Source organism: Hydrogenovibrio crunogenus (assembly GCF_004786015.1).
Taxonomy (GTDB): domain Bacteria; phylum Pseudomonadota; class Gammaproteobacteria; order Thiomicrospirales; family Thiomicrospiraceae; genus Hydrogenovibrio; species Hydrogenovibrio crunogenus.
Genome location: NZ_CP032096.1, coordinates 264,428 through 283,930 on the forward strand (window position 1 = coordinate 264,428; position 19,503 = coordinate 283,930).

15 protein-coding genes are annotated in these 19,503 nt (G+C 43.9%); 7 read left to right on the top strand and 8 right to left on the bottom strand.

Annotated elements, in window-relative coordinates:
• The first annotated feature begins 4 nt into the window (after positions 1 to 4).
• Positions 5 to 1,375, top strand: coding sequence for an NAD-dependent succinate-semialdehyde dehydrogenase (locus GHNINEIG_RS01145; protein WP_135794956.1), 1,371 nt, complete (start codon positions 5 to 7; stop codon positions 1,373 to 1,375).
• Between the two features lie 4 nt (positions 1,376 to 1,379).
• On the opposite strand, the gene GHNINEIG_RS01150 is transcribed toward GHNINEIG_RS01145, so the two are convergent.
• Together GHNINEIG_RS01150 and GHNINEIG_RS01155 are read right to left on the bottom strand one after the other, a co-directional pair.
• Positions 1,380 to 2,513 carry a GNAT family N-acetyltransferase gene (locus tag GHNINEIG_RS01150; protein WP_135794957.1) on the bottom strand — a complete coding sequence of 378 codons (1,134 nt, stop codon included), beginning with the start codon at positions 2,511 to 2,513 and terminating at the stop codon, positions 1,380 to 1,382.
• Positions 2,513 to 3,766, bottom strand: coding sequence for a DUF3419 family protein (locus GHNINEIG_RS01155; protein ID WP_223260910.1), 1,254 nt, complete (start codon positions 3,764 to 3,766; stop codon positions 2,513 to 2,515). Before GHNINEIG_RS01155 ends, GHNINEIG_RS01150 begins: the two co-directional genes overlap by 1 nt.
• Before the next feature lie 224 nt (positions 3,767 to 3,990).
• Here GHNINEIG_RS01155 and GHNINEIG_RS01160 point away from each other — a divergent pair, with 224 nt between their 5' ends.
• The 3 genes from GHNINEIG_RS01160 (at position 3,991) to GHNINEIG_RS01170 (ending at position 10,925) form a co-directional block, all read left to right on the top strand.
• The gene (locus tag GHNINEIG_RS01160; protein WP_135794959.1) at positions 3,991 to 5,112 is read left to right on the top strand and encodes an MBL fold metallo-hydrolase; all 1,122 of its coding nucleotides are present in this window, start codon (positions 3,991 to 3,993) and stop codon (positions 5,110 to 5,112) included.
• Positions 5,113 to 5,355: 243 nt separating this feature from the next.
• A complete protein-coding gene (locus GHNINEIG_RS01165; protein WP_189636904.1) occupies positions 5,356 to 8,385 on the top strand; it encodes a PAS domain S-box protein in 3,030 nt (1,009 codons plus the stop codon).
• Between the two features lie 8 nt (positions 8,386 to 8,393).
• Complete coding sequence (locus GHNINEIG_RS01170) at positions 8,394 to 10,925, top strand: EAL domain-containing protein (protein WP_135794961.1); 2,532 nt, start codon at positions 8,394 to 8,396, stop codon at positions 10,923 to 10,925.
• 120 nt (positions 10,926 to 11,045) lie between these two features.
• On the opposite strand, the gene GHNINEIG_RS01175 is transcribed toward GHNINEIG_RS01170, so the two are convergent.
• Positions 11,046 to 11,477 carry a YqaA family protein gene (locus tag GHNINEIG_RS01175; protein ID WP_135794962.1) on the bottom strand — a complete coding sequence of 144 codons (432 nt, stop codon included), beginning with the start codon at positions 11,475 to 11,477 and terminating at the stop codon, positions 11,046 to 11,048.
• Positions 11,478 to 11,774: 297 nt separating this feature from the next.
• Between GHNINEIG_RS01175 and GHNINEIG_RS01180 the strand changes: the two genes are divergently transcribed.
• From GHNINEIG_RS01180 to GHNINEIG_RS01190, 3 genes are all read left to right on the top strand, one after another.
• Positions 11,775 to 12,278, top strand: coding sequence for a BCAM0308 family protein (locus GHNINEIG_RS01180; RefSeq protein ID WP_135794963.1), 504 nt, complete (start codon positions 11,775 to 11,777; stop codon positions 12,276 to 12,278).
• A 157-nt stretch (positions 12,279 to 12,435) separates the two neighbouring features.
• Positions 12,436 to 12,894: a (2Fe-2S)-binding protein gene (locus GHNINEIG_RS01185; RefSeq protein WP_135794964.1), complete on the top strand. Its 459-nt coding sequence runs from the start codon at positions 12,436 to 12,438 to the stop codon at positions 12,892 to 12,894.
• A gap of 1 nt (position 12,895) precedes the next feature.
• Positions 12,896 to 15,103, top strand: coding sequence for a xanthine dehydrogenase family protein molybdopterin-binding subunit (locus GHNINEIG_RS01190; RefSeq protein ID WP_135794965.1), 2,208 nt, complete (start codon positions 12,896 to 12,898; stop codon positions 15,101 to 15,103).
• 103 nt (positions 15,104 to 15,206) lie between these two features.
• Here GHNINEIG_RS01190 and GHNINEIG_RS01195 read toward each other — a convergent pair whose 3' ends face one another.
• From GHNINEIG_RS01195 to GHNINEIG_RS01215, 5 genes are all read right to left on the bottom strand, one after another.
• Positions 15,207 to 15,770 carry a thioredoxin family protein gene (locus GHNINEIG_RS01195; RefSeq protein ID WP_135794966.1) on the bottom strand — a complete coding sequence of 188 codons (564 nt, stop codon included), beginning with the start codon at positions 15,768 to 15,770 and terminating at the stop codon, positions 15,207 to 15,209.
• Positions 15,771 to 15,883: 113 nt separating this feature from the next.
• Positions 15,884 to 17,356 carry a DUF5666 domain-containing protein gene (locus GHNINEIG_RS01200; protein ID WP_135794967.1) on the bottom strand — a complete coding sequence of 491 codons (1,473 nt, stop codon included), beginning with the start codon at positions 17,354 to 17,356 and terminating at the stop codon, positions 15,884 to 15,886.
• Positions 17,353 to 18,162 carry a DUF6502 family protein gene (locus GHNINEIG_RS01205; RefSeq protein ID WP_135794968.1) on the bottom strand — a complete coding sequence of 270 codons (810 nt, stop codon included), beginning with the start codon at positions 18,160 to 18,162 and terminating at the stop codon, positions 17,353 to 17,355. The genes GHNINEIG_RS01200 and GHNINEIG_RS01205 overlap by 4 nt, the downstream gene beginning before the upstream one ends.
• Positions 18,163 to 18,376: 214 nt before the next feature.
• Complete coding sequence (locus GHNINEIG_RS01210) at positions 18,377 to 18,988, bottom strand: superoxide dismutase (protein ID WP_011369659.1); 612 nt, start codon at positions 18,986 to 18,988, stop codon at positions 18,377 to 18,379.
• A 128-nt stretch (positions 18,989 to 19,116) separates the two neighbouring features.
• The gene (locus GHNINEIG_RS01215; protein ID WP_135794969.1) at positions 19,117 to 19,410 is read right to left on the bottom strand and encodes a YcgL domain-containing protein; all 294 of its coding nucleotides are present in this window, start codon (positions 19,408 to 19,410) and stop codon (positions 19,117 to 19,119) included.
• Positions 19,411 to 19,503 lie beyond the last annotated feature (93 nt).

Below are 19,503 nucleotides of genomic sequence, written 5' to 3' on the forward strand. Positions count from 1 at the left end.
CAGTATGTTTACAGCAACCAACCCCGCAACGGGGGAAGTGATTCATCAGTACAAAACCATGTTGACACAAGCGGTTGATTTGGCAATTGAAAAATCAGTAAACGCATTTAACGTTTGGCGCAAGACCAGCTTTGAAGAACGTGCCGCACTGCTAAATAAAGTGGCCGATTTAATGTTGGAAGATGAGGAAGCGTTGGCAAGACTGATGACGTTAGAAATGGGTAAGCCGATTAAAGAGGCACGAGGGGAAGTGCAAAAAGCTGCCTGGTGTGCTCGGCATTATGCTGAAAAAGGAGCGTCGTATCTTGAACCGAAAACCTTGGAATCGGATGCTTCATTGAGTTATGTTCAGCATTTACCGTTAGGACCGGTATTAGGCATTTTGCCTTGGAATGCCCCTTTCTGGCTGGCTTTTCGTTTTTGTGCGCCAGCATTGATGGCCGGCAACACTTGCTTGATGAAACACGACTCGCATGTCCCCGCCTGCGCGGAAGCCATTGCCAAGTTATTTGAAAAAGCCGGTCATCCCAGATTGATGCAGAATCTTCGGGTTCATAATGAACAAGTGGCTCATATTTTAGAGCATGAAGCGGTCTGTGCAGTTTCATTAACCGGGTCGAGCTGGGCTGGCAGTCAAGTGGCTTCTTTGGCTGCAAAACATATAAAACCCGCCGTATTGGAGTTAGGGGGATCAGATCCGAGCTTGGTGCTGGCAGATGCCGATATTGAAAAGGCAGCCGAAACCCTGGCGTTGTCTCGTATCATTAATGCCGGACAATCGTGTATCGCCGCCAAACGAATCATTGTGGAGGCCTCGGTTTACGATGACTTTATTGAAGCCTTTAAGCCGCACTTAGCCCGATTGAAAATGGGTGACCCTTTAGAAGAAGATACGCAAGTGGGGCCGATTGCGCGAGCCGATTTACAAGAAGCGCTTGACCGTCAGGTAAAAATGACTGTTGAGCAAGGCGCACGCTGTTTGCTCGGGGGAGAGATGCCAGAAGGCAAAGGCTTTTTTTATCCGCCGACATTATTGGTGGATGTGACACCTTCAATGCAAGCTTCGTGTGAAGAAACCTTTGGGCCGATAGCGGTGATAATGAAGGCCACATCCGAAGAGAATGCGTTAGAAATCGCCAACGATACGCCCTATGGGTTAGCCGCATCGATTTGGACAGCAGATACCGATAAAGCTCGCCGAATGGCCATAGAAATTGAAGCCGGGCAAGTTGCGATTAATGGCATCGTGAAAACCGACCCTCGTTTACCGAGTGGGGGGATTAAAAAATCCGGTTACGGTCGTGAACTGGGCCCGCATGGCATTATGGAGTTTGTAAACGTGCAACAGGTTTGGGTCGGCCCGGTCAAAAGCTAACCGGCTAAATTTGGTATTTTTTGAATAAATGCGGTGCTGTTTGGTTCAGTAGTTTTGCAAACTGGCACAGCGCCCAACGCCGTTTTTGTGGCAAATGCTCTACATAAAAAGCGGTGTATTCTATTTCCGGTTCTCCGCCACGCATCCGTTTGAAAGCGCCCGCCCCTGAGCTTAAATTCATGAGAAGACCAGTTTCATAAGTTTCTTTCAGCAAAACAGCCATCAGCAAACGATATAGGCCGAGAGACTTTGGTAGTTGTGTGTCGTATCCCAATATAGGCGAGGTGATGATGTCTTGTTGTGTCAATAATCCTATCGCAGCGACAATCCGCCCGGAAATACTTCGAAAACAATGAAAAGTGACCAGGCCTGCCTGATGTAGTGCTTGAAAATAGTCTGCCGTGAATTGTGGGTTGTAATGTGAGTGTTTTTCAATAAATAATTGGTTAAAACAGGTTTCGATTTCCTGGAAATCTTCGGGGAAAAGTTCTTCATTTGATACATACTGTAAAGCGGTTTTGCGTAATAAACGCTGGTCGTTTTTGGTGTTATTACGTTTCCACCACTCCGTACTCTGGTTGTCGAACAAATACACTTGTCTGGCCGGAATCAGAAGCCAGCCTTGTTGTTGCAAGGTTTGCATTAATTCGGCATTGGTTCGGCGATTCAATGAACGGATGCTCAAGCTGTGATTGGGATAACGTTGGCTCAGTGATTGTGTGAAATCCAATACTGTTTCCGATGACCAGTCCGGTACCAGATTGGTGGAAACCAGCCAATTATTAATTGAAACGGTTTGATTGATTTTTGCCAATTTCAACGCACCGCTGGCGAGCCCGATGACACTTTTTAACCCGGTTTCGAGTAAAAGATTATTGAGTACACCCAGTTCTTCTTTCGCATAAGAAATATAAGCGGTATAAGGAGAGCAGACATAACTGTTGTCATACTGCTCGGTGTTGATGGTGATCGGAACCAGGCGACCATCAATTTCTTCCAATTTGAGCTCGGTGTTGATATTGCGAATAGCATGGCGCAACCCTACCGTGTTCAAACTATTGTAGAAAGCCTGTGCCTCGCCTTGGGTTGTCAGGCCGGTTGTCTGGGAGTTCATCGGTTCGAGTTGTTCTAAAAACATTATGCAACCGACGAAAGCGTGTAAGCATGCACTCCGCCGTAAATGGCAGAACGATCTTGCTGGGTCCAATGATGATTGGCTTCAATGTCGGTCGACCAGTTAGCCAATAATGATTCAGGAAGTTTTGCTTCCAGTGGGGAGGTTTCTCCTGCGGTACGAAACACGACTTTGGCTCCTGGCATAGCCGTTCGGTTGACTTCCTGCCAAAGCTCAGTCAGTTGCGACGTGTCCATCCAGTCTTGGGCATCTAAAAATAAATAAGCATTCAGGCTGTTGGCTGGCGTGGCTTTAAGTCGATCCGTCATTGATTGATGGAAAACATGAATGCGATCAATGTCTTGTTTTAAGGTTTCAAAAGATTCTTTTTTTAAATAACGCGGTAGAGCACGTCGGTATTTAATGTCATATTCACGGTTAAATGCTTGCCAGGCAAAGTAGTTATCTTCCAACGGAAAGTCGCATGCCAAGCGTCTGGCACGCTCTTTCAGTAAATCATGCATGCCGTATTGCCCTTGTTTAGATTCTTTATCCATTTCATCAAATTGTGCGGGTGGAATGCCTAAGCTGTACATTACCACCGAGCGATTGCACAAAAACTTCATTAAACGGGTATCAAATACCGGTGCCACATGTTTTGCAAATAACATATGCTGGTCTTCTCGTGTTCTGGCCTGCATTACTTGTCGAATGTCGTAGCCCAAAGATTTGCTGAGCCAATGAATCAAGCCAATAAACCGTCCAAGTAAACCATGACGATAAAACCCACTGGTAAAGTACTCAATGCGGCGAGGCCCCCATAGCGTTTCTTTACCTTCCCAGTAATCCAATGTCGCCTGGTCTAAATTGGGCTGGATGTGAATTTGGTAGCTGTCCATATTTTTTTGCAGGTTGGCGCGACCAAAAAAATCAAAAAACGATTCATAATCTGGCAAATGTTTTAAAGCCACTTTTTTTAATTGAATCAAAGAGATATGGGCCTCATTTAAATCGACTACGGTAATGGATGTCGGCTCCACCGTCAGATAATTCAGGGCATTACATCCGCCGGATGAGATGGTGAAGATTCGAGAATCATGGTTTAGCGACAACGCTTTGATATCAACCTCCGGGTCTTCCCAAATTTGAGGGTATACCAATCGGTCAAACCATCGGGTAAACAAGCGATCTAAAACCCCTTTTCGGCTGAAAATAGAGGCATTGTTAACGGCGGAATTCAACAATTCTTTGGTCGCAGGTGTCGCAGACGTTGTCATAAAAAGACTCTCTTTTAAATGATTATTTAGTGTCCGTTCTATGCTATAACGAAAATCTTGCGGCCAAATGACCATCTTGTAACAGTTATTTGATAAAAATATGAATCTGGTCGTTTCATTTGAAATAACCCGCTCTGGCACTTTAACTGCATGTTTGTTGCATAGTGTGGAAGGTGATATGACGTTAGACTACTGCTATGGTTTCCAATGAAGGAGAAAGCACAATGTTGTTTAGAAAGTCGATGATGTTTTTGGGTGGTGTGTTGTGTTTCTCACCTTTGTTAAGCCAAGCCAATGCCGCTCAAAACCAAGACCCTTATGTGGCGAGTTTCGAAACCTATGCCAAGGAAGTGGCGGCAATCAATCAACATTCGGACGCGAATCAGGCCTTCCAAACGTATGCTCAGGAAGTGGCCAGTGTCGAAAAATCCGTGGGGTATATTGGTAATGAACTGCCGATTCCAAAAGCTACTAAAGTGATGGATGGTGTTTATACCGTGGTGGGTAGTTTTATCTGGGGAACGCGCGCCAATTTTGGTTTGAACAATAATTTATCGGCCATTATTTTTAAAGATGGTGTCTTTGTGTATAACGGTGGGCCGAATGAAGCGGTGGCATACAGTTTTCACCAACAAATCAAACGATTGACGAACAAGCCTGTGAAATGGCTGGCAGTGGAAAATGACCAGGGGCATGCTTATTTTGGTGCCAGCTACTGGACTGACGTCGGTGTCAAAAACCTTTACTCACAAAAGCGTGCCAATGAAAACTGGCATCGAATTTTCGAGCGGACTAAAGAACGTTATTCGGCTGCTAGGGGGCGAGCAATTACTCAATCCGTGCATGATGTCACGTCACGTTTTACAACTTTTGAAGATCGTAAGACGATTGATGTAGGGGGCGGAGAAACAGTGGAATTGATTAATTTTGGGGGTGGGCACACACCGAGCATGACCGGTATGTATATTCCTTCTCGTCACTTACTTTTTACGGGTGATCTAGGGTTTAATGAAAGACTTCCCGGGTTATTGCATGACAGTCATTATAAAGATTGGATTCGTTCCTTTGAGAAAATGATGGCGATGGTGCCAAATGATGTCACGGTTATTCCAGGGCACGGCACGCCAACGGATATGGCAACGGTGAAGCGACAAACTTATGATTATTTTGTCGACCTGATTGCAGAGGTACAAAAAGTAGTGGATCGAGGCGGAGATATTGAAGAGGTGGATGCGATTGATCAGTCCAAACATAAAGACCGTCCAGTTTTCGACCAGCTAGCCAAAGAAAATGCGCGCCATATTTATCGTGAAATGGTGGCAGAAAAAATGAAGAACTCTCCCTAAGCAGTCTGTAAAAAGTCTGTACCCACCTAAAACCGCCAGGCCTGGCGGTTTTTTTATGAGTGGCTCTTCACTAAACAAAGACAAGTTTTTCTTGTGATGAAACGTTCGGTTTAAGCTGCTATCAAGAAACATATTAAACTTTTCAGTAAAATTACATATAATCTATACCCTACACTCTATAATTAATTCATTTTATAAAGAGAATACGAATATATGCTCTTAAGGTTGTATAAAGAATCTTTTGTGACTTCTTGGAAGAAAGGTGGAAAGGTTTTTGCGTTAACCTTTTTGCTTGGCATCTGTGTGGTATTCTTCTTTATTTATATTTATCTGCTGGTTGATGCCGAAGGCAAAAAAGAGCGTATCCAACTTCACAATGAACACCTGTCTTTAGCAGCCGATACCCTCATTAATGAGTGGGTTGGTGGTATGGCGCAAAATGTCTTGTTTCTGGCAGAAGAAACCACCAGCCTGACTCAAAATTCTCCCCGTCTTAATCTGACACTTTTAAGAAATCTTTACTTTAACTTTATCAATCATCAACAGGTACTGGGACAGATTCGGTATATCAGTAATGCGGGTCAAGAAATGATTCGTTTTAACCAGACGCCTGCGGGAGTAAAGGAAGTTACTTCTGAACATCTGCAGGATAAGTCAACGCGTTACTATTTCAAAGATGCGGTGGATCTTAAAAATGGGCAGTTGGCCATTTCGAAGCTGGATTTAAATATTGAAAATAATAGAGTTGAGATTCCTATCAAACCGACATTGAGAATTTCAACGCCCATTTTTGACATTGAAGGCCAACGTCAGGGGGTGTTGGTGGTCAACTTTTTGGTTCATGATCTTCTGGCAAAACTCGATAATTTGAAAAGGGAATCACAGCAACAGCTCTGGATTGTCAATCAGCGGTTTGACTGGGTGTTGGCTCCGCCAGATCAAATGATTCTCGGTGAGCAACAAGGGTTTCATCAGGATGATTTGTTTGCAAAATACCCTGAGTTGGCGAAAGTCTTAAGCATTGAACATTCACCGCCTTCTTTTTGGCACGAAGCGGGCCGCTTACTTTATGTCCATGCGATTCAGTTGTTCGACTCTCCTGAAGTGATGCAAAACGCAGTCATGAAAAATCGATCCGGCATGTTTTATATTATCTGCGTAATGCCGGATTTACCTACCTGGTATACTCAATTATTACACGATGAACGCTTAAAACAATGGGCTGTTCAGCTCAGCATCTTAATCTTTCTTTTCTCTCTGGCGTTGGGGTTTTATGCCAACAAAAGTGCTAGCTTACAACGCCATAATCTTTATCAAAAGAAATTGTTCGATAACTTTTTTAATCGATCTCCTAACGGATTATTTTTATGCGATCAAGACGGAGCAATTGTGTTTCAAAATGAAGCCGGTCACATTTTGATGTCAGAACTGGCGTTAAACAAAGTCTATACTGGGCTGCAATTTTTTCACAAATCGTCGCGTCGTATTTTATGGCAGCAGCTGGCTGATGGAGTGCTTCCTGATCAAAACGAATTAACAATGATGGTGAATCGCAGAAAACGCTGTTTCAGGGTGCAATGCTTTTTGATGAGTGCTGATGTGTTGGAGGCGCCACTTTTGGCTGTGGTTTTTTATGAGGTTACGCAACTTGTAGAAGCACAGCAAAAAATGAAAGACAGTGAAAGGCAGGTTCGGGCATTGTTAGACAGTGCCCCGGATGCGATTTTACTGTCTGACACCAATGGCAATATATACATGGCCAATAAAAAAGCCCAACAGTTGTTTGATATGACGTTAGATAACTTTTTAAATGCGACGATTGAAACACTGATTCCGATAGAAATTAGAAAACACCATGCGATGCTCAGAGAAAAATACGCTAAAAACCCTCAAGAAAGAGTGATGTCCATGGGCACGGACTTTAAAGCGCAGAAAGCCAATGGCGCAACATTTGATGCGGAAATCAGCCTGAGTCCGATTACGATTAAGGGAAAACAACATGTCATCAGTATCATTCGAGATATTACAGAGCGTAAAAAATTGGAAAACGATGTCAGGCAGTCACAAAAAATGGATGCGCTTGGAAAACTGACCGGTAATCTCGCACATGATTTCAATAATTTTCTCACCACCATCATCGGAAACCTTGATTTATCGAAGTTACTACTGGAACAACCCGAACTCGATAAGTTGAAGCTTGAAGAGAAATTAAACGCTGCGGTGTCAGCGTCTGAAAAAGCTTCAAAGCTAACCCGACGCTTATTAACCTTTGCACGACAACAACCGGTTTCGGAAAACTGTGTGTTGTTATTATCATTTTTAGAAGAGGAATCTCGCATTTTGGCAGCCGCTTCCGGCAAGCTGGTAAAGTTTGAAATTTGTCCAAGACGTTTTGCTTGGCCGATTATGGTTAATCGTGATGAATTGATGACGGCAATGCTTAACTTGTTGACGAATGCAAAGGATGCCATGCCGGGCGGGGGGAGTGTTTTTATTGATGTAGAAAACTTTATGCTGGAGGACAAAGGGTTTGATGTGTTAGGGGGAGAAATTCCTGTAGGCGATTATGTCATTTTATCGGTATCGGATACCGGTACCGGGATTGAAACGGAAAACTTAAATAGTATTTTTGAACCTTTTTTCACCACCAAACCTAAAAATAAAGGCACAGGTTTTGGTTTGGCACAAGTTTTCAGTTTCATGAAACAGTCCAAAGGATTTATCAAGCTTTACACCGAGCAAGGTATCGGAACCACTTTTCAATTGTTTTTCCCGCGAGATGACAGTGAAGAATGTGTGAAGTTAATGTCCGGCATTCCACCTGAAACCCCAACTGTTTCTTCGTCCGTTATCGAAGTTGATGATGCTTTTGATCCATCACAATTCAGTATTTTAGTGGTTGATGATGATGTGGGCGTTCGTGCACTGGCTGTTGAATATTTGGAAAGGGCGGGTTATAACGTCATCACGGCTTACAGTGCGGACACTGCCTTGTCAGTATTAAGAAAACAGTCAGTAGATTTCATGTTGACCGATGTGGTCATGCCAGAAAAGAATGGTTTTGAATTGGCAAGCATAGTCGAATCGGAATATCCCGATGTGGATATTGTTTTCAGTTCAGGATTCCCTAAAGACATTCTCAACCAGGCCCGGTTACTGAAAAATAAAATGATTTTACTGGATAAACCTTATCGGAAATCCCATTTGTTAAGCATTGTTCAAAGTCGATTGATGTTACGCAAAGCAGCCTCAGAATCAAATAACAAGAAATAGGATATTACATGAGTGTAAATGCGCTAGTCATTGATGATGAATTGTCAGTTGCAGAATTGATTTGCTCGGTTGGAGACATATTCAATGTGCCTTGTCGCATTGTGACGGATGCAACCGTTTTAAAAGCATCTGATCTGCAGCAGATTAATTTGATTTTTCTAGACTTATGGATGCCGGAAAAAGATGGCATTGAAGTACTGGGATGGCTTCAACAACAAGAGTATAGCGGCGCGCTTGTGTTGATGAGTGGCGTGGACTCTTCCGTATTGATGAGTGCGGAAGGACTGGCATCTTCATATGGTATCAAAGTGGTTGGGCATTTAAATAAACCGTTTGATGTGGCTGCTGTTCAATCATTGATCAATAAAACAGAAGAGAGTTTGAGCAAAGAGTCTATTGAGTCGTCGGCCGTCACTGAAGAAGAAACGCTGATGAACCCTGTGCAAATACAGCAGGCTTTAGATGAAAATCGAGTTACGGTTTTTTATCAGCCCCAAGTGGACTTAAATTCTCAACGGGTGGTGGGGTTTGAGGCCTTGGTAAGGATTTTGTCTGCTGAAAATGAAGTCATTTATCCGAAACGATTTTTATCGGTGGCAGAAGAGCATGGGCTTATTCATGAAATGACGCGTCAAGTGGTTGATCAAGCCTTGGGGCAATTTAAGGATTTATTGAATCAATACGGCCAGTTAACGCTTTCCATTAATTTATCCACACAAGACCTGGAAGACCTTGAGTTTGCCGATTGGTTGTATGAAAAGGTCGATGCTTTGGACATTCCCCGAGGCAAAATTGTTTTTGAAATCTCCGGAATTGAAAAACTACCCTCTTATTCCTTGGTGGTGGCGGGTCTTAGCCGTTTAAGGTTGAAAGGGTTTAAAGTGTCTTTGGATTATTTCGGTGCTGGCAATGTCACTTTGGAGCAGGTACAAACCTATCCCATTACCGAATTAAAAATTGACCCAAGTTTTGCCGTCAACATTTTGATCGATGAAAAGTCTGCCATCCTGATTAAAAGCACTTTGCAGATGTGTCATGCTTTGGACTTGGATGTGGTTGTAATCGGCGTCGAAAGTGAAGCCATTGCTGCGCAGCTCAAGCTACTCGGCGCGCGGATTGTACAAGGGTATTGGTACTCGCGTTCGCTTAGCTTTGAAAAAACACTGGAATTGTTGGAACAGAATGAAGAAACCATGCCGGTTGAAACCGTCAATTTGTGTGCCTTAACCGAACAAGAGTCGACAGAGACCGAAGTCAAGCTTAATCAGCACGAGGATTCGCCGCCGCACAAAGATGAGAATGAGCGTGTTTTATCAATGGTTGAAGCGCTTGAGACCAAATTAAACCTATCTGAAACCGCCCCGGTTGAGGGAAAGCAACTCAGCGATGGCAAGCAATCTTCTCAACCTCAGGAGACCGCTTCAGCGAAGGACGTTGAAAATACGACGGTTACAAAGCACGACAAAGAGGTTAAAGAAGAAATACAGCAGGAAGAGGAATCTGCTTTAGCCCAATCCAAAATCAAATTGGGCAAAGCGACCCCACGCGCCATGCTAACCTTTATTTTGCCATTGACCGGTAAATTCAGTTTTATTGGGAACAGTCAAAAGTTCGGGATGATTTTGGCCTATCTTGCTGCATTTGAAGAACGTCGCACGGATTGCTATATCGGACTGGAGTTTTATGATGATGCCTCTTCACTCGATCAGTTTTATACCTATGTGGAAAAGCATATTTCCTCCAAAAGTATCGGAATCATAGGCCCGTCTTTTTCATTGTTTGAATCAGAAGGCTTCGCTAAGAAAACCGCTGGTAGCAAATTGCCTATTATTGGTTCATTTAACAGTTGTGACGATTTAAGAAAACCCAATGCAAAAGGACTTTACAACTTCAAACCTGGTGTCAGTGAAGAAATAAATCTGATTTTGGATCGATTGAAAGAAAACGGCAACAAGTCACTTTGCATTATTCCAAAAACCCGTGTGAATATGGGGCTGGATTTAATTCGCTCACGCATGGATGCGTCTGAAATCATCAACTATGACATGAAAGCGTTTAATCAAGTCATTCAAGCCGTGAAAAAACGATTGCCAAACAAAGTGTTCTTTTTTGGTTCGGCCAGAGCAATGGTGAAGTTGATTGAAGAGGTGAATGATGAAAATATTCAATACTACACAACCTCGTTAGCCGGTACTGGAATGTTGAAAAAACTGCTATCCCGTCAAGGAAAACTCAATGTGATGGCCACCAGCCCGCTGCCTGATTTGCAAGGCGATACCATGGCCGCCAAGTTATTTCGTTCTCAGGCCAAAGAACGCCGAATACCGTCGAAGTTCATTAATATTATCAGTTTTGAAGCCTACCTGGTGACCAAGCTCGTTTTGGACTTATACATCAAAAACAGTCAGGATATGAATGCCAAGCAACTGAAAAAAGCGTTGGAAAATGTATTCAGTTATGACTTGGGACTGGATTATCCGGTTTCCTGGGCGCAGGAAAAAAGACAGCTGTTACATCATATTTACCTGAACAAGTTATAACGGATAAAAAATACCCAGGCCTGGTCATTTTAGGTCAGAGAAAGGAGAAAAACGTTACAACCAATCCTGATGTTGATGTAACCATCTAAGGCGAAATGATAGAGCAGTTTGCTTGACTCGCTAAGTGGACATCAGCCAATCGAGCAAACCGAGCAGGATGGCGTAACGGGCACCTTTTCCAATGAACACCAAAATTACAAACCAATAAAATCGTACCCGCATAATGCCGGCAATAAAGGTTAACGCATCACCGAAAATAGGCGCCCAAGCCAACAATAGCGACCAGGTACCATAATGCTGAAACCAATGCTGACTGGCTTCAAGGGTTTTAGGTTTGATTGGAAACCAGCGTCGATTTTGGTAGTGTAATAAATAGCGCCCCAAAGCGTAATTCAGCATTGCACCCAGTGTGTTACCCAGTGTGGCCCAAAACCATAAATGCCACGGATCATGTCCTGCAGAGGCCAGCCCCAGTAGTAATATTTCCGATCCTGCGGGTAACAGTGTTGCCGCTAAAAAAGAGACTAAAAATAGAGAAAGATAACTGTCCATTTCGATATTTTACGCTTTTTCGATTGGTGCCGTTAATGCCATTAAAATCAGCTAGGCCTGGTTAATATTAAACAGGAGTTATTTAACTCATTGAAAAATTTAATCATACGCAAAAAGCCTGTTTGAAGGTACTTTCAAAGCTTAAGTTTTATTTTTGAGCGAATCACATCGTATCTTAGACGTGACTATTGTTAAATTTTGCGTTATTTTGGGTAGGTCAGGTTAAAAAATAATAAATATTTGTTCATTAAAAACAACAGGATAAACAAAATCCAATTTCTACAAAGGATGTGAATCATGAGTGGTAAAAGTGTTGATTTGAATAAAAACGGTAAAGGCAATAAACTGATCAAAGAAAAAATCCATGACCCTTATATGGCTCGTTGTAAACCGACGGAGCCGACGGTTTGCTCAGAGTGTGGTGTGGTGTTTTCGTCCGGACGATGGCAGTGGATGGAAAATGCGCCGGACAACCCCAAGATGATACTCTGTCCGGCATGCCAAAGAATACATGATCGTGTGCCGGCAGGTTACTTAACCTTGCAAGGCCCTTTCTACGAAGAACACAAAGAAGAAATAGCCAAACTTATTCGAAACCATTCCGATCGTCAGGAACAAGAGCATCCTTTAAAGCGTTTAATGGATATTGAAGATCAGAAAGACAAGTCTACTTTGGTTACGGTGACGGAGCATCATTTGGCAACCAGTCTTGGTAAGGCGATTGAAAGCGCCTTTCAAGGTGATTTGGATATTCAATACACAGATGAAGACACCGTCGTTCGCGTTTACTGGGAACGTTAATACACCAAACGGTTAACAAATAAATAGGCTTGGCGCTTGAGCCGGGTCAGTCTGGTGAAGGCGGCATGCCTTTTCTTTTTTCTCCGTGTTAAGAATTCATCGTTGCGTTTTTAACACAGTCATTCAAAAATTACGTTGTCAAAGAGGTCATTTTCTAATGAAGCATTCACTTGTTGTTAACGATAAAAATTATTCGGTTGAAGCCGATTCAGATACGCCTCTCCTTTGGGTGCTAAGAGATCATTTGCAGTTAAATGGCACCAAGTTCGGTTGTGGCGAAGGCCTCTGTGGGGCTTGCACGGTATTAATTGACGGCAATCCTGTTCGCAGTTGCTCCTATCCTATTTCATCTTTAAAAGATCAATCGGTCATCACGATTGAAGGCGTCGATCCTGAGCACCCTGTGGTGCAGGCCTGGAAAGAAATCGATGTGCCACAATGCGGCTATTGTCAATCCGGGCAAATTCTATCCGCCGTCGACCTGCTAGACAAAACGTCTAATCCAACCGATGAAGACGTGCAGTCAGCCATGAGAAATATCTGTCGCTGTGGAACCTATCCAGAAATTAAGAAAGCCGTTGAGCTGTCCACTGAGTTAAAGCGAAAGGAGGCGTAACATGCAAGATTTAATGAAAAAGGCGTCAACAGAAGATTCCCAAGATTCATCCGTAACACACACCTCCAAAAACGTTCAGGTCGAAGTGATTGAACCTGAAAATCCGAGTCGCCGTGCGTTATTAAAAGCGGGCTTACTGGGAGTGGGTGGACTCGTGCTTGGTTTCAATTTACCGTCAGCCCAAAAAGCCTACGCAAAAACGGATGCTTCAACCTCAGACAGCTATCCGGTTAAAGGGTGGCTGCAGTTGGACGAAAGTGGTCAACTCGCCATGTTTATTCCAGTTTCCGAAATGGGGCAAGGGTCACAGACAGCCATTACCATGATTTTTGCCGATGAATTGGGCGCGGATTATCAAAAGGTGGTGGTGAAGTCACCCATTAATGATTCCCTTTACAACAATCCGATTTTTGGTATGCAATTAACAGGTGGGAGTACCGCTGTACGCGCATGGTGGGAGCCGATGCGTGTGATTGCGGCGACTTTGCGTGAGATGTTAGTTGAATCAGCTGCCAAGCAATGGCAGGTCTCCGCCAAGGAGTGTGACGTTAAAGAAGGCTTTATCCTCCATAAAGCAACCCAACGTAAAATAGCTTTTCAGCATGTCATTGACACGGCTAAGTGGGTTCAACCCCCTAAAAGTCCTACCCTTAAGAAAGCAAGTGAATACCGTTACATTGGTAAACCCATGCACAGAGTGGATACGCCCAGTAAAGTGAATGGTACCGCGGTCTTTGGGATCGATGTTCAATTACCCGACATGCTGATTGCAACGGTTGCACAGTCACCGGTGTTTGGCGGGCAAGTAGACAGCTACGATGAAAAAGCCGCCAAATCCGTCAAGGGTGTGAAAGGTATCGTTAAAATTCCACATGGCATTGCCGTGGTGGCCGACAGTTATTGGCAGGCCAAAAAGGGATTGGAAAAACTCAAACCGACTTTTAAAGACGGAGAGACAACCGGTCTCAATACCGACAACATCGAAAAACGTTTAAAAGACGGTTTAAACAAATCTGGTGAATCGGTGAAGTCGGCTCAAGCGGTGACCGATTTTGAACATAAATATGAAGCTGTCTACTCTGCACCTTATCTGGCGCATACTACGATGGAGCCGATGAACGCCACAGCGCATGTGACCGATTCCCATTGTGAAGTCTGGGCACCGACTCAAAACCAGGCACAATCCGCTAAGGTCGCAGCGGATGTAAGCTTGCATCAGCCCGACCAAGTCACTATTCACACCACCTATCTTGGTGGTGGGTTTGGGCGCAGAGCCTTTGTTGATTATGTCGCGCAGGCCGTGACCCTTTCTATGGAAATGGAACGTCCGGTGAAAGTGATTTGGTCTCGTCCGGAAGACATTCAGCATGACTTTTATCGTCCTGCGGCGGTTTGTCAGTTTGACGTGAAAACGGATGCCAAAGGGTTGCCAGTTGAATGGAAAACCAAAGTAGTGTCCGATTCCACTATGGCCGAATTCACCAATGGTTCAGATACCATGATTGATGGTGCCATGTCTGAAGGGTTGGCTGATCAAGAGTATCAATTGCCGAATGTGTCATTGTCTGTCGTGCGTGAAGACATGAAAATTCCGGTTGGTTTCTGGCGTTCGGTCGGGCATTCCTACAGTGGCTTCTTTCTAGAAGGCATGTTGAATGATCTGGCGCAAAAAGCCGGCTTCGACCCTTTTGATTACCGACGTGCGCTGCTCAAGCCCGATTCAAGAACCGCAGGCGTGTTGAACCAATTGGAAAAACTCTCCGGTTGGAAATCCAAGTCAGCGGACAATATTGGAAAAGGCATGGCGGTTGTCGAAAGCTTTGGCAGCTTTGCAGGTGAAGTGGTTGAAGCGCACCTAGAGAACGGGAAAATCAAAGTGGATAAAGTCTATTGTGTGATTGACTGCGGTATGGTGGTGAACCCTGAAATCGTCAAAAGACAGATGAGTTCCGGCATTATCTACGGCCTCACGGCGGCACTGAAAGGCAAGATTCATTTTGAACAAGGACGCGTTCAGGAAACCAACTTCGATAATTATCCGGCACTTACTATGGAAGAGAGCCCGGAAATTATTGTCGAGATTGTTCAAAGTGAAAATGGCCCCGGCGGTTATGGTGAACCTGGTGTTCCCCCCGTGGCACCTGCACTTGCCGCAGCCATCAGCCAGCTGACCGATAAAGTCTATCGAGAGTTACCGCTGAAGGTTTGATACTTTTCAAGTTGGGGTGAAGTTTGGACAAATTCTAGTTCAAGCTTCACCAAAACTTTCTAATTTATTTTAGATCATTGCAGCGCTTCGCTTTGCCTAAGTCCTATTCCGTTTCTGTCCACTTAATGGAACAGCCCATGGAGGGAATCTGTTCTTTCGGGCCGTGTCCGGTTTCGGCGACTTGTTTCATGGCTTCTAATAAATCGCGTCGGACGTCTTCCGGTGCGGTTTCTTTACGGGAGGCGTCAAGTCGGCCTCGGTATTGCAGTTTTAAATCGGCGTTGTAGCCAAAAAAGTCTGGAGTACAGACGGCGCCATAGGCTTTGGCGACTTCCTGTGTTTCATCCATCACGTAAGGGAATGGAAAAACGTAGGTTTCAGCGACTTTTTTCATGTTTTCAAACGAGTCTTCTTCATATTCATTTGGATCGTTCGACATGATGGCAATGCTGTTAATGCCATAGGTGTCACGAAGAATGCGGGCATCGTCCGCCAGGCGTTCTTGAATGGCTTTGACATACGGGCAGTGGTTGCAGATGAACATGACCAATAAGCCGTTCGGGCCTTTGGCCTTTTCCAAAGTCCAGTTTTGCCCGTCCACACCGGGTAAATCAAACTCGATGGCGGGTTGGCCGAAATCACAGATGGGGGTGGTTAAACTGACCATACGGTTTCCTTTTTATAAATCGTTATTGTTTATAGTCTCTGTATTATAGGTAATAAAAAAGCCGCATAAAAGCGGCTTTTTTAGTGAGGTCATTCACAACGAATGAAGAGGTGTTAAGGCGATTCTAGCTCGATGGTATCAGCCGTTCCATCCGCCGTTACTTTATCTTCGATTTTGACTAGGCTTTGATTTAAGGTGACTGCATTGAAAAATTCTGCCTGAGTCATGCTGGTGTCATCGCTATTTTTAAAAGACGTTCCAGGGGCAATCGAAAACGTAACACCTAAGACTTTAATGCTTGTGCCTGTACTTGTTCCAGCTTCGACAATCCCTTTAACAACAATGTCGCTGGCTTCTTTGACTTTGACGCCAGAAGCGAAGACGCTGCCATCCCCATTATCATAGCCTTCAATTTCAACATAATCCGTGGTTGGATTTAAGTCGTTTACAGAGAAGCTGTCCGTATCCAACACCTCATTTTCCATTTCCGTTTCGGTGCCGACATGAACCGTAATGGCTGGTTGACCTGTCACAGGGCTCACAGTAAAGGTTTTATTGGTTGTATCAATTGCGCTGACGGTGGCTTTGATTTTGATTTCACCACTGCGCAGTTTCAGTTCGGTCGCGATTAATTTGCCATTGACAATGCTGCCTTCGGCTTCAACCTGCATATTGTCTTCTAGAGTTAAGCTCGGTGGAGACAATTCAGCATTGCTTGCGTCCACAGGAATTTGGTTGACTTTGAAGTTCGCTAGGTCGCCTGTGTTGTAACCTGAAACAAACCCTTCTACCTCAAATTCATCGGTATCCTCAACACTGTCGTCTTTCCCTTCCACTTTTGAGGCGATGATAGTGTCAACGCCATTATAAGTGCCTTTGGCTTCAACGTAGGCACCGTTCACTAATCCATTAGGTAGGTCGCTCAGTTCTGCTGCAGAGGCATCAATATTAACCGAGTTAAGCGTAAAGCTTGTTCCAATTAAACCAGCAATGGTGCCTTTCAGTTCAATTTCACTGGTGCTGCTGTCAAAGACGGCATCTTTGAGTTCAATACGGGTGGCAATTAATTGATTGCTGGCATTATAGAACCCACTGACTTCGACATTGTTATTGTCAGACAGGTTGGTGAAGTCAAACTTGGTGCCATCAACGTTGGTGCCATCGTAGGAGGTTGTATTGATGTCAGCAATGACGGTTGTACCCAGCACGGTAAACTCTTTCTGGTCAGGCGACAGCAAAGTCAAGCCTGAGACAGGCCCTTGAATGTCATCGTCGTAAACGATGCTGGTTGCCGTGCCGGTGATGCCATCAGCATTGATGCTACCGTTGACTTTGACGACCATACCAATGGCTAGGTCTCCTTGGGTTCCACTGATGCCTTCAATGTCAAAGTTTGATGCGTTGGTTTCAAACTCGACACCGTTTACGAAGACACTTCCGAACCCGGTGATGGTCCCAGAAGAAATGTAACCTGTTCCACCGATGCCGCTGGTGGTGTTGGCGTCAGACGTGGTGTCTCCGCCACAACCGTAAAGAGCCAGTGCTAGAGCCGTTGGAAGAGTGGCAAGTATTAATCCTTTTTTCATGGGAGTTCTCCATTAGAATCTTTTTGATATAAATAAATGCCAAGACTGACGTATTGGCTGTCTTTGTCATGTTCTGCTTCGTGTTGGGATAACCAATGATCAAGTTCTTCAAGCAGTGCTTGAGATTTTTGATTGGCCAACTGTTCAAATTGTGAAAGGGCTTCTTTGTCCAGTTTTGCACTCGAAACTTTTCGTTGAAATCGCTTGTTATTTTGTTGGGTGGATAGGTTGTGGTTGATTGTTTGAATCAATTCTTGTGTGTCTGTTCCCAAAATACCAATCAGCTCTGGTGAGTCGTTGCCAGGGACATAGGCTGGATTGACTAAATGAATCTGGCCGTCCTGTTGCTGGATGCATTTGGCGTCCATGAGCAATTGATACATGGCTTTTGGCGTGATGTCGCCACTGTATTTTTTGACTAACTTAATAAACGAATGTTCTCCGTCGTCCAAACTTAGAGGCATGGGTTCATTTTCAGGCGAAAGGAATTCGGTATCATTTGTCCAACCGCCCAAAACGCGAGTGGCTCGACTGTATTTTTGATCATTTTCGGAATAATCAATTTTGTCTAGTTCATTCAACCGTTTGACTTCTTTTCGCGAAAGTCCGGTTTTAGCGGAAACAGACGAAACCGTCGCTTTTTTATTTTCAATCATTGAAAGGTTGAAAGCTTCGTCGACATACGCTTTGCGCACCATTTCTTCAAAGCTGCCACAAGAAACTCCGTTCCGGAGCATGATACGAACCAGAGGGCCTAAGATTTTTGATGCACTTTTTACCAGTGCTGTTTGTATTTTTGTATTCATGATTTGGGATTATATCCCCAAAAATTAAAAAAGCAACAAAAATCATTGTGAAACTTTTATGACAAGAAAAGGCTGATTTTATAAAGAGTTAATAAAGATAAAGATTATAAAAGGGAGAAGGGAGCAGAAAATGTTTGAAGCAGCAGGCTGATTGTAAGTTGTTGATGGCGATAAAAAACCCCGCACTGCGGGGTTTTTCTGAGAACAAGAGCGATTAAGCTTTTGCGGCTTGGTACAGTTCTGAAACTTTGTTCCAGTTGACGACGTCCCACCACGCTTGCATGTAAGCTGGGCGTAGGTTTTGGTAACGTAGGTAATAAGCATGTTCCCAAACGTCCAGACCTAAAATAGGTGTTCCTTTGACTTCGGCAACGTCCATTAATGGGTTGTCTTGGTTTGGCGTTGACGAGATTTCAAGCTTGCCGTCTGCAGAAACCGTTAACCATGCCCAACCAGAACCGAAGCGTGTGGCACCGGCTGTGTTGAATTTTTCTTTCATGGCATCTACGCTACCGAAAGTGGCATTGATGTCATCTGCTAATGCACCTGTTGGAGCGCCCATGCTGTCACCAGTCATCACTTCCCAGAAGAAAGAATGGTTCCAGTGTCCACCACCATTGTTACGCACAGCAGGAGAAATAGACCCTGCATTCGCAATCAAATCTTCCAAAGACTTATCGGCATTTTCCGTGTCTGCAATGGCGTTATTTAGATTGGTTACGTAAGTGTTATGGTGTTTTGTATGGTGAATTTCCATCGTGCGAGCATCGATAGAAACTTCTAGTGCATCATAATCGTAAGGTAAATCAGGAAGAGTAAAAGCCATATTGCATTTCCTTTTTGTGTAATTGAATTGAACGTCCATTTTAACGACAAACGACGAATTATCAATACCCGACTGAAATAATCGGGTATTCATTTTAAAACAGCGTGTCGAACTTTGCTTGGATTCGTTTAAAAAATGTTATCAAGATGTTCCGGCGGTGGCGGCATGTCACCTATTTTTTCAATTTCTGAAGGCGGCATTTGCATGAAGTAGCCTTTGGTTTCGAGGGCTTTCTTTACTTCTTCCGCGTCTACGCGTGCCAGCTTACGTTTTTCCGTCAGATCAAAATCAATGACATGTTGTGGTTCTCCGAACATGACTAACAGTTCATCGGATAATTTTTCCAAACCATCTTCTTTAGGCACAAATAAATAGAGTTCGTCTTTTTTTGCACTTTTATAGGCTGAAACCAATAAAGCCATAATATCTTCCTTTTAAATTTGAGATGGGGGTATTTTATCAAATTGAGACCAAACACTTTAAGGAGAATCTTCGGCAATTTCTTGACCTTGTGG